This window comes from Rhodococcus sp. NPDC076796 (assembly GCF_040702765.1).
Lineage (GTDB): Bacteria > Actinomycetota > Actinomycetes > Mycobacteriales > Mycobacteriaceae > Rhodococcoides.
The window spans coordinates 19,157-35,716 of record NZ_JBFBMS010000010.1; the positions used below are offsets into that span (position 1 = coordinate 19,157).

Here is a 16,560-nt window from a genome sequence, read left to right on the forward strand (position 1 = left end):
TTGTTCGGGGGCTGAAGATCAGTGGTCGGTTCGGTATTTCGCGAGTTTGTCCGGGTCGATGCGCACACCGATTCCCGAGCCCGGCAGGACACTGAGAGTGCCGTCCCGAATCTCGAGGCTCTCGGTGAGCAGGTCGTCGCTCATGTCGAGGAAGTTGGACAGCTCGCCTGCTCGACGCGACGTCAGGTCGAAAGCGGCACCGAAGGCAACGGTGCAGGCCGTGCCGAGTTGGCCGTCGATCTGGTTGCCCATCACCACGTCGATGCCGAGGCCCTCACACAGGTGGTGGGTCCGCTGTGACGTGGTGAAGCCGGTACGAGCGGTCTTGATGCTCACCGCGGTCGCGGATCCACCGAGAATTTCCCTGGTGACCTCGGCCGGGGTGGTCGCCGATTCGTCGGCCACGAAGGGGACATCGAGTTGTTGGACGAGCCATCGTCGGCCGAGGACGTCGTCGGCCGGGCACAGTTCCTCGGCGAGGGTCAGTCCGAGGTCGGACATCTCTTTCATGGCGCGCGCAGATTCAGCGGCGGTCCAGCCACGATTGCCGTCGACATACAGTTCGGTGTCGGGACCGAGGCCCTCGCGGAGTGCGCGGACGACTGCGATGTCGAGGCCTATCGGTCGGCGGCCGACTTTTACCTTGAAGACGTCGATTCCGTACGTCTCTCGCATCCTGTTGGCTTCGTCGACCATTGCTGCGGGCGAATCGAATCCGAGCATGTGGCTCACCCTCATGCGGTCGGTGTAGCCGCCGAGAAGTTCGGTGACCGGTAGGTCCAGAGTCTGCCCGAGGGCATCCCAGATTGCCATGTCCACGGCGGACTTGGCAACCGGATTACCAACTGTACGAGCAAGTTTCGCGTTGACCATCTCACGGTCCGTGAGCGGAAGGCCGATGACGGCCGGCGCGAACAGGGTCTCGATCACCGCAGTCACACCGCGCTGGGTCTCGCCGTAGGTGAACGGCCTGGGCGGAGCGTCTGCGATACCGACAACGCCGTCGTCGGTGTGCACCCGAACCAACACGTGATCGGCCGCAGCGACCTCACCGCTGGCGAACTTCAGCGGTTTTCGGTACGGGATCGAATACGGGATCGCGTCGACGGCGACGATCTTCATGACATGTCCTTCGGCTTGGACGAAACGGATGATTCGAGGCGCGGCAGAACGCCCGCGTCCTCGAGGGCACCGACGAGCGCATCGACGAGTGCAGAAGGCCGGTCGCGGCGCCAGGCCAACGCCAGATCGATGGTGCTCGCGCCGGCGATGTCGCGGAACACGACGCCGTTCAACTGCAGGGCGCGAACGGATTCCGGAACCAACGCAACACCCAATCCCGCAGCGACGAGTGCCAGCAGGACCGAAGTATCCGGGGCCTCGTGTTCACGGCGGGGGTTGAAACCTGCTGCGCGACAACTTGTCACCACTGCTTCGTTGACGACCGAATGAGTGTCGGAGTACATGACGAAGTCCTCGTAGGCCAGATCGGCGACGTCGAGCGCCGGTTCGGTGGAGAACCGATGATCGACGGGCAGCGCGAGCACCAACGATTCCGTGGTGATGGTGCGCAACACCAGATCGTCGCCCGCAACAGGTGGTCGCAGCACAGCGACGTCGAGATGTTCCGCACGCAGACCGTCGACCTGCGCTGAGGTGAGCAGGTCGCCGTGAATTTCCAAGGCAATGCCAGGCAGTCTCTGTTTGATCGCTCGCGCAATCGGCGGTAGCTGGTCGAAGGCGGCGGTACCGGTGAAGCCGATGCGTACCAACCCATATCGGCCATCGGCGATCCTTCGCACTCCTCGCGCGCTCTGCTCGAGACTGTCGAGGTTGCGGAGCGTTTCGCGGTAGAAGAATTCTCCCGCCGGAGTCAGGCTGACCTGGCGGGTTGTCCTGGCCAACAGCGTCACACCCAACTCGGCTTCCAATTGGCGAACCGATTGCGACAGTGCGGGCTGAGCCAGGTGTAACCGGGTGGCGGCCTGCCCGAAGTGCCGAGTCTCGGCGACGGCCACGAAGTGGTATAGGTGCCGAAGTTCCATGACCGTGCCTCTCTGTGCGTGGTGGGTGACCCTGACCACAGTAGGGGGCCGATCCATCGTTGACAAAGACCTATTTTCGTCCGATTGATAAGCAGAAACGATGAATAGGTTCCCAGGTTGGGCCTAGGTAAAGCCCTGGTGTGACGGCAACCACTCCCTGACACAGTCGCTTGTAGTCGAACTCGAAGCGCCTGGAGGAACCGATATGACCGAAATGCTGGATCACGTACAGAACACGATCGACGGAGCGGTGATCGACGATGTAGCGGCGGGCATCTACCGCGCCAACCGCAGTATTTTCACCGACGAAGAGGTCTTCGAGCTCGAGATGAAGCACATCTTCGAGGGCAACTGGATCTACCTCGCCCACGAAAGTCAGCTCCCGAACAACGGGGACTATTTCACCGTGCACATGGGTCGTCAGCCCGTCGTGATCACCCGTGGCAAGGACGGTGAACTCCATTGCCTCATCAACGCCTGCGCACATCGTGGCGCGATGTTGTGCCGACGAAAGACGGACAACCGCACCACGCTCACCTGCCCCTTCCATGGCTGGACGTTCCGGAACGACGGCACGTTGCTCAAGGTCAAGGATCCCGACGGTGCCGGCTACCCGGACACGTTCGATGTCGACGGATCGCACAACCTCACCAAGGTCCCCCGATTCGAGAGCTACCGCGGTTTCCTCTTCGCGAGCCTGAACGACGACGTCTCGACCCTGGCCGAGCATCTCGGTGACACGACGAAAGTCATCGACATGCTCGTCGACCAGTCACCGGAAGGACTCGAAGTACTCCGCGGATCCTCGTCGTACACCTTCGACGGGAACTGGAAAGTACAGGCGGAGAACGGGGCCGACGGGTATCACGTCAGTGCCGTGCACTGGAATTACGCCGCGACCACCTCGCGCCGCAACAACGGCGAATCCAAGAACACCACCAAGGCGCTCGACGCCGGCGGCTGGGGTAAGTCCGGCGGAGGCTACTGGTCCTACCCCAACGGCCATCTCTGCCTGTGGACCTGGGCGGCCAACCCCCAGGACCGCCCGCTGTGGGACCAGATGGACGCGCTGAAGGAGAAGTTCGGCGACGCCAAGGGCGAATTCATGGTGAAGGGTTCACGCAACCTGTGCCTGTACCCGAACGTCTACCTGATGGATCAGTTCAGCACGCAGATCCGGCACTTCCGGCCGATCGCGCCCAACAAGACCGAGGTCACCATCTACTGCATCGCACCCAAGGGCGAGAGCAAAGAGGCTCGCGCACATCGGATCCGGCAGTACGAGGACTTCTTCAACGCCTCCGGCATGGCGACACCCGACGACCTGGAAGAGTTTCGCTCCTGTCAGCTGACGTTCCAGGCGACCAATGCGCCGTGGAACGACATGAGCCGCGGCGCGGAGCACTGGCTCACCGGACCCGATCCGGTGGCCGAGGCACTGGACATGCCCGGTGTCATTTCGGCGGGAGTCAAGAACGAAGACGAGGGCTTGTTCCCCGTTCAGCACGGCTACTGGCGCAAGACCCTACTTGCCGCCCTCGACAAGCAGCGCGCAGCCGACTCCGCAACCGCTGCAGCACAGGAGGTCTGACATGACTGCCACTGTCGACAACACCGATATTCAGCAGGCCGCATCGTCGCGCCTGATCACCCAGTCATCCATCGAGCAGTTCCTCTACCGCGAAGCGCGCTACCTCGACGATCGCGAGTTCGAGAAATGGCTCACGTGCTATGCGGACGACGTCGAGTACTGGATGCCCTGCTGGGACGACAACGATCTCCTCACCGAGGATCCCCAGACCGACATCTCGCTGATCTACTACGAGAACAAAGGTGGGCTGGAGGATCGGGTGTTCCGCATCAGGACCGAACGGTCCAGTGCCACGTCGATACCCGAACCACGGACCAGTCACAACATCAGCAACGTCGAGGTCATCGAACGTCGAGGAGATATCGTCGACGTCCGATTCAACTGGCACACCATGTATTTCCGCTACAAGACCATCGATCCGTACTACGGAACATCGTTCTACACGATCGACTTCTCCGGCGACTCGCCGCTCATCCGGCGCAAGACCGTGGTGCTGAAGAACGACTACATCCACCACGTCGTCGACATCTACCACTTCTGATTCATCTGTCGTAACCCCGAGGAGTTCCATCGTGAGCCATTCCGTCGCACTGTCCTTCGAGGACGGCGTCACCCGCTTCATCACCTGCGAGGACGACCAGACCGTCGCCGACGCCGCTTACCGGGCACGCATCAACATCCCTCTCGACTGCCGGGACGGAGCGTGCGGAACGTGCAAGGCCCTGTGCGAATCGGGTGAGTACGACGGCGGTACCTACCTCGACGACGCGCTCTCGCAGTCCGAATCGGACGACGGTTACTGCCTTCCCTGCAGTATGAAGCCCACGTCCGATCTGGTGCTTCAGATCGCCAGCACCTCGGCGGTGGCGAAAACCCAAGCTGCGACGCATGAGACGGTGGTGACCGCCGTGGAGAAACTCTCTCCCACGACGGTCAGGCTCGCTGTCGAGGCACCGGCAGGTGGAACACTCGCCTTCCTCCCCGGTCAGTACGTCAACATCACCGTCCCCGGGTCCGAGGAGACCAGGTCCTACTCGTTCAGTTGCGTGTCGGGATCGGACGAACTCGAGTTCCTGGTCAAGCTCACAGCGGGTGGCCTGATGTCGACCTATCTGAGCGACACTGCGGCCGCGGGCGACAAGATCTCGTTCACCGGACCACACGGGAGCTTTTTTCTGCGCGAAGCACAGCGACCTGCGCTGCTGTTGGCCGGCGGTACCGGGCTGGCCCCGATCCTGTCGATTCTGCGTACGATGGCGGCCGAAGCGAGCACTCGTCCAGTGCATCTCGTATACGGAGCCAGCACCGACGACGACGTCGTCCAGCTGGACGAGCTCGAACTCCTGGCCTCGGCATTGGACGCATTCACGTGGGATCACTGTGTTTCGGACCCCTCGAGCACCGCTGCGAACAAGGGATACGTCACTGCACTGTTGACCGACGCGCACCTCAACGGCGGTGATGTCGCGGTCTACCTGTGCGGCCCGCCTCCCATGGTCGAGGCAGTACGAACACACTTTGCCGAGGCCGGCATCGAACCGACCGGCTTCTACTACGAGAAGTTCGCGCCGTCGTCGGCAGCTGCGAAGGAGAGTCTCGACGACGAAAGGAATTCGCTCACAGAGGATCTGGTGAACGACCACCGGACAACGGTGAACGAACCGGTGGAACCACAGGTCGACGCGCAAGTCGTTACGACGGAACTGGCTGCAGACTGCGCTTCCGGGACGCCTGCCTCGGACGGCAGGAGCATCTTCGGTCGAGCAGTGTTCGGCAGTCGCGTAGCAGAACCGCTACGCCACAGTGGTGGGCTCTCGGCATCCGAGGAAGCGAACACCATGCGCGCGATCGCGGGGCAGCGCGTCGCCGTATCCGGGTCGACGGCCGACCGGGTCGGGTTGGACGAAAGTCCAGATCTACTCCTGACGCCCGAAGCGCACTCCGTTGCAGCACAACATATCTGGACCTCGAGTGACGTCGAGCCACTTGTCCGGCGCACTCGGGTACCGGCGTCCGTTTCGGGCTCGGAGTACGAGATCGGCGAAGAGCATCCCTCGGTGCACGAGTCGGATGCAGTGTTCGAGGCCAGGCGCGCTCTCGAACTCGGTGCCCTGGAACTGGTGATCGGTCGGCTGTCTTCACAGCAGATCTCCGGCTACCGATTGCTGGCCGAGACCACCACTCGCTACGTCGACGGTGATCGGTTCGTCGACGCCGCCGCCTACACCGAGACCAACGCTGCCTTCCACGATTACCTCTTCACCCAGACGGGCAACGAGCACCTGCTGCAGGCCTATCGAGCCCTCGGGGTGAAAGCGGCGATGGAGGACGTGCTGCGGAACGCGACCTGGTGCGATCCGCTCTGCGCCCAGGACCACTTGGACATCGTCGACGCGTTCGAGGCCGGGGACCGGGGTCGCGCACGGACACTGATCGCCGATCACGCCGACCGCTCGAAGGCCACGATGAAGCGCGCCATGCACGAATCCCGGACGAACAAACGTCCCAAGTTCGTCAGCCCCGGCCGATTCACAGGCAAGATCGTGCTGATCACCGGCGCCGCCCAAGGCATCGGCGAATGCGTCGCCCGACGGATCGGTGCCGAAGGAGGAGCACTGATCCTGGCCGACCGGTCCGAGTTGGTCGAACAGCTCACCGAGGAACTCCGACGAGACGGCGTCGAGGCCACCCCCGTGATCGCCGACCTCGAAACCTGGCAGGGCGCTTCGGCGGTGGTGGACGCCGCACTCGCAACACACGGACGTGTCGACGTGTCGGTTCACGTCGTCGGCGGCACCATCTGGGCCAAACCGTTCGCCGAGTACCCGCCCGAGCAGATCGAGAAGGAAATCTCCCGCTCGCTCTTTCCGACGCTGTGGTCCTGCCGAGCCGTGATCCCACACATGATCGAACGTGGTTCCGGCACCATCGTCAACGTCTCCTCGGTCGCCACCCGCGGCATCCACCGGGTCCCCTACGCAGCAGCGAAGGGCGGCGTCAACGCCATCACTGCGACTCTGGCACTCGAGGCGGCACCGCACGGTGTTCGTGTGGTGGCCACCGCTCCAGGCGGAACCGACGCACCGGCACGGCGCGTCGCCCGCGGGCCCGCGCCCTCTACCGAGCAAGAAAAGGACTGGTACCAGGCCATCGTCGACCAAACAGTGGAGTCCTCGCTGCTCAAACGCTACGGAACACTCGACGAGCAGGCCGCGGCGATCTGCTTCCTCGCCTCCGACGAGGCGTCGTACATCACCGGCACCGTACTCCCGGTGGCCGGCGGCGATCCGGGCTGAGTCATGGCGGTGTTGGTTCGATCGCCGGACGCACTCCGGCTCCGCGGATACGGTGACGTCATGTCACCTTCACCGTTGATCGGCCGCGGTGAACTGTTGGACGTCCTGCTCCGGGCAGTCGATGCGTCCGCGACTGCGTCGACTTTCGCGGTGCTGACCGGACCGCCCGGCATCGGCGTGTCGTCGATTCTGCGGCAGCTCGAGCGGACGGTCGGTACCGAGGTGCAGCGCACGGTGGTGCGCCGCATCGGTGCGGTGCCGTGGGAAACGCAGGTGCCGTTCGCCCTCGTCAGGCAGTTCGTCCCAGCTATCGACATGGAGGGGGCCGAGCCGGTCGATTGGGGAAACCGAATTGCCGACGCGTTGCCGCCGGACTGTGTGACAGTTCTGCTGATCGATGATGCACTCGACTGCGATGCGGACTCGCTCCGCGCACTCGCATCCGCCGTTCGGCATCATCGGTCTGCGAAGTTGGCGGTGGTGTGTGCTCGAAAGCCGTTGCCCGAAGGCAGTATCGAATCCCATGAGGTTCTCGACCGCGCCGCAGACCTGTCGCTGGCGGTACCGCCACTGACAGTGTCGGCCGTGACCGAGATCGCGGCGCTGCAGGGGGTCATTCTGTCGCCGTCCTCGGCTGCGCATTTGACGCGACACACCGGCGGACGCCCTCGGTATGCAGTGGCGCTGCTGGACGAGGTGCCTGGCGAGACCTGGAAGGGCGTTCGCCCCGAGCTGCCGGCGCCTGCCTTCGTGGCGGCGGGGGTTCGGACGACGCTCGGGCTGTGTACCGACGAGGCCCGACGCCTGATCACGGCTGTCGCAGTTCTCGAATGCGGCCGACCGTTGACGACGGTATGCCAGGTCGCCGGCATCGACGACCCCTGGCCTGCTGTCGATCTCGCGGAGCAGTTCGCACTGGTGACCGTCCGACGTAGCTCTGCAGCAACCATCCTCGAGGCTCCCGATCCGACGGTTCGCGCCGCGGTGCTCTCGACAATGAGCCGAGTCGAGCGTGCGCACCTGCACCGAGCCGCTGCAGCAGCCGAGGCCGACCCGGCCGACCAGCTGACGCATCTGGTTCACGCGTCGCCACTGCCCGATCCACTGGTGTCGGACCGATTGGACACGCTCGCTGCGTTTCGGGCCGGGAAGGGCGAATGGGCAACGGCAGCGAAGCTTTACCTTCTGTCCAGTCGGTCGACACAGGAGCCGGCCGCGCGAGAGGATCGCTTGGTTCGCGCGGTGGACGCCCTCATCGGTGCGGGGGACATGCGCACGGCCTCGGATTACATTGCCGAGATCGAAAGCCTTCGCGAGACACCAGCTCGCAATGCCGTTCTCGGATACCTGGCCATCCTGCGCGGCCGCCCCAACGAAGCCGAAGCTCGACTCACCCGGGCGTGGCAGCTGGTCCGGACGCGGCACGCCCCCGAGGTCGCCGCTGTGATCTGTCATCGGCAGGTATTGCACAATCTGGCGCGCTGCGACGGTGCCAACCTCGTATTGTGGGCCGATCGCGCAGTCGAACTCGTCGGAGCCGACCACGCAACTGCGGTGGAGGCGCAGTCCATTCGAGGGCTCGGTCTGGCGGGTACGGGCCGTGTCGCAGAAGCACTGAGCAGCTATCGAGACCTGTGGGGTCACGCCAGTACCGGGGCCGTCGGGCAACGGGTGCAGATGGGTGCCGGTTGGCTGCACTTCGCAACGGACCACATCGATCTCGCGCGCTCGGAGCTCGAAGCCGCAGCACCGACCGACTTTCTCGGCGGTTCGACGCGAATCTCGTTGTGGGCTCATGGTTGGCTGGCGCGCACCTATTTCGTCACCGGCGAGTGGGATGCGGCGCTTCGGTTGGTCGGAGCTGGTTCCGACCTGGCCGACCGCTCCGGCGCCGCGTTGATCGTTCCTCTGCTCCAGTGGACCGCAACGCAGATCCACGCGCTCCGCGGAGATTGGGAGGCCGCTGGAAACAGTGCACACCGAGGCAATTCCGGCGCGCGCGACTACGCGATCATGCGGGTGCCTACGGCTCTCGGACGTGCTGCCATCGCGGAGGCGCAGGCCGACTATGCCGGCGTCCTACGCGCTCTTGCACCGTTGACCGAGCAGTGGGCTCACGCAGACGTGTCCGAACCAGGGTTCTGGGCGTGGCCCGATGTGTACGCCAACGCGTTGATAGTCGAGGGCAGACTCGACGAGGCCGACGAGTTTCTGACTCCGCACGAGGCCAGAGTGCGCGATCGCGGTCATCGCTCCGCACACGCACGTCTTGCCTGTGCGCGGGGACGCCTGCACGGTGCGATCGGTGACCTCGATTCTGCGCGAGCATCATTCGAGGATGCGCTGGCATCGCTCGCACCGCTACCCCTGACGTACGATCGTGCCCGAGTCAACTATGCCTACGGTCAGACCCTGCGAAGGGCAGGTAAGCGGCGCGAGGCCGACGCCGTCGTGAGCGCCGCTCGCGAGGGCTATCTCGCGCTGGGTGCCACAACGTACGTTCGACGGTGCGACCGTGAGCTGAAAGCGGGTGGCGTGCACGCCGTTCTGAAGAATCGGGCCCACGACGCGTTGACCCCGCAGGAAGATGCAGTCTCGAGCCTGGTCGCCACGGGAATGACCAATCGCGAGGTCGCCGCCGAATTGTTCTTGTCGGTCAAGACTGTTCAGTTTCATCTGACCAGGGTGTACGCCAAGATGGGCATCCGTTCGAGAGCCGAATTGGCCGCCGCCCGAGCGACCGATGAAACCTCGGCAACATGATTGGAAGACAACAACTTTGGTAATGTCGAGGTAGGCGCTAGGCAAAGCTCTGGTGTGACTCAACGCACAGTCTGGAACAGTAAAGCTACCCGCTCGGCCGTCAGTGCCGATGCAGTCGCGAAGCGGTACTCCCTGACCGAAAAGGATCCCCGATGAATGCCCCGGACTCCACCGCCAACACCAGTTGGGCCAGTGACCGACACCGCCGAAGTGTTCTGTGGATCGTTGCACTGTCCACGGCAGCAATTGTTTTCGACGGCTACGACCTCGTCGTCTACGGTACCGTGCTGCCGACTCTGCTCGCCGATTCCGCTCAGCTGGGTGCCTTGGATCCGGAAACCGCTGGCGCACTCGGTTCCTACGCCCTGGTCGGTGCCTTGACGGCCGGTGCTTTCGGTGATCGGATCGGTCGTCGTAGAACGATGTTGACGTGCATCGTCTGGTTCTCGGTGGGGATGGGGGCAACTGCACTCGCACAGAACATCACGATGTTCGGCCTACTTCGGTTCCTGACCGGTATCGGAGTCGGTGGCCTCGTCGCCACCGTCGGTGCCATGATCGCCGAATTCGCACCGCCCGGACGACGAAACCTGTTCAACGCCATCGTCTACAGCGGCATCCCGGCAGGCGGTGTGCTGGCATCGCTGGCCGCGATCACCCTGCAGGATTCGATCGGGTGGCGCGGATTGTTCTGGATCGGAGCACTCCCGCTGTTCGTGCTGTTGCCGCTGGCTCTGCTTCGGATGCCGGAGTCGCCGCGATGGCTGTTGGCACACGGACGCGTCGCCGACGCCCAGCAGATCTGTGACCGAACCGGTATTCCGATGCCCGAGGTCGAGCCCGCCATCGCCGGGGATCGCGTCGGGTTTGCCGCTCTGGCTCGCAAACCCCTTCTGCGCCCGACAGCCCTTCTGGGTCTGATGAGCTTCTCCGGCCTACTGCTGACCTACGGCCTCAACACCTGGCTTCCACAGATCATGTCCGAGGCGGGATACAACGCGAAGGGCTCACTGTCATTCCTGTTGGTGCTCAACGGCGGTGCCATCATCGGCGGGCTGATTGCATCTCGTGTCGCCGATCGCACCGGACCGCAACGCGTCATCGCAGTCACCTTCTGCCTCGCCGCACTGTCGTTGGTTCTGCTGACGCTGAACTTCCCGCTCGGTGTCCTACTGGTCGCCGTTGCCGGCGCCGGCATCGGTGCCATCGGCACCCAGGTCCTGATCTACGGATTCGTCTCGAACTACTATCCCACCACCGCCCGCGCAGCAGGTGTTGCGTGGTGCGCCGGATTCGGTCGGCTCGGCGGCATACTCGGACCGCTACTCGGCGGCATCTTGCTCGGGGCCGGCATCGCGTCGTCCACGGCGTTCTACATCTTCGCTGTCGTGGCGCTGCTCGGAGCGCTCGTCACGACCGCTGTCCCCGCGGTTCGGGCACTGCGTCGGTCCGATCTAGCGGCCGGCCAACCGGTGAAAGTGGCTGAATGACAGAAATGTTCGAGAGAACGGCCTCCAGCGAACTGCCGGAGCGTCGCCCGCCGAGTCTGCGTGTCCTGCACGTCGACTTCGGCGGGCAGTACGTCGGTGCGGGGGCAACCGGCGTGCTGTTCAGCGCGACCGGCCCCGTTGCGGTCATCATGGGCGCTGCAGCCGCCGGCTCGCTCACCGCAGCGCAGACCGCGTCGTGGGTCTTCGGAGTGTTTGTGCTCAACGGCATTCTCACCGTGGTGGCGAGCTGGGTGTACCGGATGCCGCTGAGTTTCTTCTGGACCATTCCCGGCACCGTGCTGGTCGGTCAGTCGCTGGCGTCGCTGACCTGGCCGGAAGTCGTCGGGGCGTACCTCGCCACCGGGGTCCTCATCGTCGTGCTGGGAGTCACCGGCGTGGTCTCGAAACTGATGGCCTTTCTGCCGCACAGGGTGGTGATGGCGATGGTTGCCGGAGCATTTCTGTCGTTCGGAACCGGACTCGTGCAGTCGGTTTCGTCCGACGTACTCGTCGCCGGCTGCATGGTCGTGGCGTGGTTGGCTCTGACCCGCTCCGATACGTGGTCCAAACGGGTGCCTCCTGTCCTCGCCGCATTGGTTGCCGGGCTCGTGGCTCTCGCAGCATCCGGCGGGTACACCCGAGTGAGCGGCCCCGCGGCCGAGCTGCCCCTCGTCGGTCTGCCCGAACTCGTTGCGCCGTCGTTCAGTGGGGCGGCAATGGCCCAGTTGGTGATACCGCTTGCCATCACCGTGATCGCGGTACAGAACGGTCAGGGTGCTGCGGTACTGAACTCTGCGGGCCACCGACCGCCGATGACCGTTGTCACCATCGCCTGCGGCGTTTGGTCGCTTCTGGTTGCGTCGCTGGGCGCGGTGTCGACGTGTCTGGCCGGTCCGACCAATGCCTTGCTCGTTGCTGTGGGTGAACGGTCGCGGCAGTACACCGCCGGAATGACCTGCGGCGCATTGGCCATCGTGGTGGGTCTACTTGCGCCGCTGCTGGTGCGAGGGCTGTCCGTGGTACCCGCTACATTCATCGCCGCTCTCGCAGGATTGGCCATGCTCGAGGCGCTGCGCGGTGCATTCACTGCCGCGTTCTCCGATTCGACCGGCCGGCCGGTGCTCGCGCCGCTGATCACGTTGCTGGTCACCATCTCCGGCACCGATGTCGGAGGACTCGGCGCACCGTTCTGGGGACTGGTCGCAGGTGTTGCGGTGACTTACCTGCTCGATCGCCGACAGTAGGGGATTGCGCTGCGTTCGCCGTCGTTCGATCGCTCCGAACTCCACAGCACGACAGACCGTACGGGGCGGTGGACACCTTGCCGAGACGCCGGGACTGTCGAGCGCGAGAATCCTTTGCTGTCGGTGCCCTGTGCGACTCTGCACGGCATGGCGATGTGCATGGCGTGCGATCTGGAAATGCTCGATTCGGTGGGTTGTACTTGGCGGCCCAGTCGAATACGAAACGGGAGGAGCAAGTGTCACGACTGCCGCACCCCACCGGGAGCGCTTCATCACCCAGGGTGTGACGGCGAGCGGTGCCGGTGTGGGCAGATGCTCTCGTGCGGCAGTGGGTGCGCAGTGGATGAGTGCGAGCGTGAAGACGGCCACGACTACGTCGACGCGAGCTGCAGGTGGTGCAACGAACCGTTCGAACAGCTCCGCGTGGTGGACGGCCGATGACACTGCGACCGAGAAGCTACGAGTATCAGCGAATGTCACCACTCCGGGGCAGCAAGAGGCACATCGTATTGCTTATGGGCTTTCGCGATTCAAGGTGCGACTCGCGGGTGTAGAACTGAAGCATGACCGAGCGGATGCTCCACTGCGAGGTCTGTCATGCGGACCGTCCGCTACGCGTCGGCCATGCGCGTTGTAGAGCGCGGGCACGACACCTGCGACTCGAAGGAACACCATGTCCGAACTGGCACAAACCCGCCCAGGAATCGACGTACCCGCGCCGCCCGTTTTCGAGTCGGTCGACGACGAACGGCAGCACCGAAAGCAACGACTGGCGGCCGCTTTCCGGCTCTTCAGTCAGTGCGGCTTCGACGAAGGGGTGGCGGGGCATATCACCGCTCGTGACCCAGAGAAGACCGACCACTTCTGGGTCAACCCCTTCGGTATGCATTTCAGCATGATCAAATCGAGCGATCTGATCCTGGTCGATCACGAGGGTCAGATCGTCGAAGGCAATCGTCCGGTGAACCGTGCGGCGTTCGTCATCCACTCCCAGGTGCACGCGGCTCGACCGGACGTGGTTGCGGCCGCTCACGCACATTCGTTGTACGGGAAAGCGCTGTCGAGTTTGCGGATGGGGCTGGCACCTCTGACCCAGGACGCCTGCGCGTTCTACGACGACCATGCCGTGTTCGACGACTACACGGGTGTCGTTGCCGAGTTGGAGGAGGGCAGGAGAATTGGTGCGGCGCTCGGTCAGCGCAAGGCGATCGTTCTGTCGAACCACGGTCTACTCACGGTCGGTCGGACCGTGGACTCCGCGGCATGGTGGTTCATCACAATGGAGCGATCCAGTCAGGCACAGCTCATCGCCATGGCGGCGGGTGAACCGAAACCGTTGGATGACGTGACGGCGAAGCTGACGTACAACCAGGTGGGTCTCGAGTACGCGGGGTGGTTCCAGTTCCAGCCGATGTACGACCGAATCGTTGCGCAGCACCCGGAGCTGATGGACTGAACGACATCAGCGACGCGGTCTCCGTCCGAACAGCCGAAACCCCGCTCAGCGAGCGGCTTCCCGGCATCGGAAATGGTTCGACTTCGATCGGCGGTTGTCTGTCTACGCTTTGCCATCGGGTGCCGAAGACACCGCCGAACATCGCCTGTCGGGTCGCAACGCGAGTTCGGTTCGCAGCGCTGCAATTTGGGAGGTCAGCTCCGCAGCCTGTTGCTGCGTCGCCGCCTGGTTCGCGTCGTCCTGTTCGGCCACCTTTTGGACGAGCCAGGACGCCAAGGTGGCTGTGACGACACCGAGCAAGGCGATGCCTGCCACCATGAGTCCGACGGCGATGAAGCGGCCCGTCGCTGTGGTGGGCGAGTAGTCCCCGTAGCCGACAGTCGTGACCGTCGCGGTTGCCCACCACAAGGCGTCGGGGAACGTCTTGATGCTCCCGGCCGGTGCTGCGCGTTCGGCGTCGAACATCGCGAGTGACGCAACAAAAACCAGCACTGCGGTTCCGGCGACGGCATAAGTCACTACCCGCCCACGGAGCGCGCCGCCGATGGAGCGTTGCAGCAAACTGACCAAGGTGAGAAGCCGAAGCAGTCTCAGTGGTCGCAGCATCGGCAGTGCCACAATTGCGAGTTCGTGCAGATGCCGAACGAACCAGCGCGCGCGTTGATCGGCAAGGGCCAGTCGTACCAGGTAGTCGATCCCGAACAAGGCCCAGATCGCGAGGATTGCGTACTCGGCGATGCGTGCGCCCGTGCCAGTCGGTTGACTCAGCACGGTCCAGGTGTAGATCGCCAGGAACGTCAGAGCCGATCCGGCGAGCGGCCATTCGGTTGCTCGCTCCCATTGCCGATAGTTCATGGGCCGGGACTGTACGGCGTGTCGATCAGATCGCCCGACTCCGAGATTTACATACTGAAGGCGCCCCCGAAGTCGAGTGGTGCTGCTTCGAGGTGCCGGCCGCGGGGAGTGGCATCCACGAGTTCGCCTTCGTGGACGACGACCTCACCTCCGACGAGAACCGTGACAGGTTTTCCTCGAAGCTGGTGTCCCTCGTAGGGGCTGTAGTCGGTGGCCATGTGCAGAGTCTCGGTGGTCACCGTCCATTCCAGTTCTGGATCCCAGATCGCGATGTCGGCGTCGGATCCCGGCATCAGAGATCCCTTACGTGGATACAGGCCGTTGGTGCGGGCAGGGTTGGTCGAGGTCAGCTCGACGAATCTGCTTGCAGTGAGACCCATTCCGTCGACGTAGTGTGAGTAGATGACCGGGAGACGCGTCTCGACTCCGGGAAGCCCGTTGGGCATATGCCGCACGTCATGGCTGTGCACCTGCTTCTGCGCAGTGTCGTAGCAGCAATGGTCGGAACCGATAGTGGTGATGTGTCCGGTGAACAGGTGACGTCCGAGTTCCTCGACCGCCTCGGCCGAGCGCAGCGGTGGGCAGCAGACGAATCTTTCCGGTTGCTCACCCGCGTAGGCCGAGTCGTCGAGGATCAGATGGTGGGCGACCGATTCGGTGAAGGCAACGAGTCCTCGCTTGCGGGCATCCGCGACCAGTTCGACGGCAGCCGGAGTGGACTGATGCACGAAATAGACCGGCGCATTCTGTGATTCGGCGATCGCGAGAATGGCTGCGACCGAGGCAGTCTCGGCGAGTTCCGGCCGCGTTTGCGACATGTGTGCTGCATCGACACCGTCGGATGCCGCCGCGAGGTTCTGCGCGTCGGTGACGATCGCGTCGGATTCGCAGTGGATGATGACCATTCCGCCGAGATCGCGAGTGGCCTGCATCGTGTTGAGGATGGTGTGTTCGTTGGCCATCGTCTCACCGGCGTAGGTGGTGAACATCTTGACCGTCCGAATGCCGGCGTCCGCCATGGTCTTCAGTTGGGCAGCGGTGGTGTCGTCCCACTCGACGACGCAGGCGTGCAGAGCCGAATCACACAGTCCGCTCGCCGCTTTCGCGCGCTGTACCTCGGCGGCGTCGAGCGGCCGCTGACCGGGGCGCGGAATGGCGAAGTCGATGATCGTGGTGGTACCGCCGAACACGGCGGCCGTCGTGCACTCGAGATACGAGTCGAGCGAGGTGAATTCGCCGGACGTGAATCCGACGTGGCAGTGTGGATCGACGCCTCCCGGCATGACCATTTTCCCGGTTGCGTCGATGACCTCTGCTGACGCGTCGACTTCGCTCCCTGGGGTTAGCACCGCAACGACTTTGCCGTTTTCGATGAGCAGGTCTGCCGGAGCGGCCCAGTGGGATTCGACGACCGTTCCGCCGCGCACGACCTTCATCGGGTGCTCGCGAGGTAGGTCAGCCATCCGCCACGGTCACTGATGTCGGTGACGCCCGTGGCGGTCAGGTAGCTCTCGCGCATTCGCATCGACAGCGAGCCCGAGCCATCCGCCAATTCGATGACCCCGAGCTCGAGTTCCTTCGGTTCCCTGGGGAGGAGTTCGTCGCGCAATACGTCGTACTCGACCTCGTACAGTTCGCCCGGTACTACGAATCCATCGGTTGTGACCGGGTGCAAACCGGGAAATTCATCGCGCACGGAGAAGAAGCGGTATGTCGGTGCAGTATCGACTTTCCCCACGAATCGCGCCTTGTGCAGCGCGTCGTTCAGGGTGCCGCCGGACATCGCCTGTCCGTTGACGAACATCGTGACCAGTGCCATG

The 16,560-nt window shown here is 63.8% G+C and carries 12 protein-coding genes; 7 read left to right on the plus strand and 5 right to left on the minus strand.

Annotated elements, in window-relative coordinates; genetic code table 11:
* Positions 1–18: 18 nt before the first annotated feature.
* Together AB0366_RS22680 and AB0366_RS22685 are read right to left on the minus strand one after the other, a co-directional pair.
* Entirely contained in the window at positions 19–1,122 is a 1,104-nt protein-coding gene (locus AB0366_RS22680; RefSeq protein WP_366245915.1) for an enolase C-terminal domain-like protein, read from the minus strand.
* Entirely contained in the window at positions 1,119–2,045 is a 927-nt protein-coding gene (locus AB0366_RS22685) for a LysR family transcriptional regulator (RefSeq protein WP_121872381.1), read from the minus strand. The genes AB0366_RS22680 and AB0366_RS22685 overlap by 4 nt, the downstream gene beginning before the upstream one ends.
* Before the next feature lie 205 nt (positions 2,046–2,250).
* Here AB0366_RS22685 and benA point away from each other — a divergent pair, with 205 nt between their 5' ends.
* From benA to AB0366_RS22720, 7 genes are all read left to right on the plus strand, one after another.
* On the plus strand, positions 2,251–3,636 hold the full coding sequence (benA, locus tag AB0366_RS22690; RefSeq protein ID WP_121869753.1) for a benzoate 1,2-dioxygenase large subunit: 1,386 nt from the start codon (positions 2,251–2,253) through the stop codon (positions 3,634–3,636).
* Position 3,637: 1 nt separating this feature from the next.
* A complete protein-coding gene (gene benB / locus AB0366_RS22695; protein ID WP_121869754.1) occupies positions 3,638–4,177 on the plus strand; it encodes a benzoate 1,2-dioxygenase small subunit in 540 nt (179 codons plus the stop codon).
* Positions 4,178–4,208: 31 nt separating this feature from the next.
* Positions 4,209–6,932 carry a benzoate 1,2-dioxygenase electron transfer component BenC gene (gene benC, locus AB0366_RS22700; protein ID WP_366245917.1) on the plus strand — a complete coding sequence of 908 codons (2,724 nt, stop codon included), beginning with the start codon at positions 4,209–4,211 and terminating at the stop codon, positions 6,930–6,932.
* A 60-nt stretch (positions 6,933–6,992) separates the two neighbouring features.
* A complete protein-coding gene (locus AB0366_RS22705; protein WP_366245919.1) occupies positions 6,993–9,695 on the plus strand; it encodes a LuxR C-terminal-related transcriptional regulator in 2,703 nt (900 codons plus the stop codon).
* A 152-nt stretch (positions 9,696–9,847) separates the two neighbouring features.
* Complete coding sequence (locus tag AB0366_RS22710) at positions 9,848–11,185, plus strand: aromatic acid/H+ symport family MFS transporter (protein ID WP_366245921.1); 1,338 nt, start codon at positions 9,848–9,850, stop codon at positions 11,183–11,185.
* On the plus strand, positions 11,182–12,429 hold the full coding sequence (locus AB0366_RS22715; RefSeq protein ID WP_366245923.1) for a benzoate/H(+) symporter BenE family transporter: 1,248 nt from the start codon (positions 11,182–11,184) through the stop codon (positions 12,427–12,429). The genes AB0366_RS22710 and AB0366_RS22715 overlap by 4 nt, the downstream gene beginning before the upstream one ends.
* 673 nt (positions 12,430–13,102) lie before the next feature.
* The gene (locus tag AB0366_RS22720) at positions 13,103–13,885 is read left to right on the plus strand and encodes a class II aldolase/adducin family protein (protein ID WP_121869759.1); all 783 of its coding nucleotides are present in this window, start codon (positions 13,103–13,105) and stop codon (positions 13,883–13,885) included.
* Positions 13,886–13,987: 102 nt separating this feature from the next.
* On the opposite strand, the gene AB0366_RS22725 is transcribed toward AB0366_RS22720, so the two are convergent.
* The 3 genes from AB0366_RS22725 to AB0366_RS22735 are packed head-to-tail and all read right to left on the minus strand — an operon-like array spanning position 13,988 to position 16,559.
* Entirely contained in the window at positions 13,988–14,740 is a 753-nt protein-coding gene (locus tag AB0366_RS22725) for a potassium channel family protein (protein WP_366245924.1), read from the minus strand.
* Between the two features lie 47 nt (positions 14,741–14,787).
* Positions 14,788–16,203, minus strand: coding sequence for a dihydropyrimidinase (gene hydA / locus AB0366_RS22730; protein ID WP_366245926.1), 1,416 nt, complete (start codon positions 16,201–16,203; stop codon positions 14,788–14,790).
* On the minus strand, positions 16,173–16,559 hold the full coding sequence (locus AB0366_RS22735) for a gamma-glutamylcyclotransferase (protein WP_366245928.1): 387 nt from the start codon (positions 16,557–16,559) through the stop codon (positions 16,173–16,175). The genes hydA and AB0366_RS22735 overlap by 31 nt, the downstream gene beginning before the upstream one ends.
* Position 16,560: the final 1 nt, after the last annotated feature.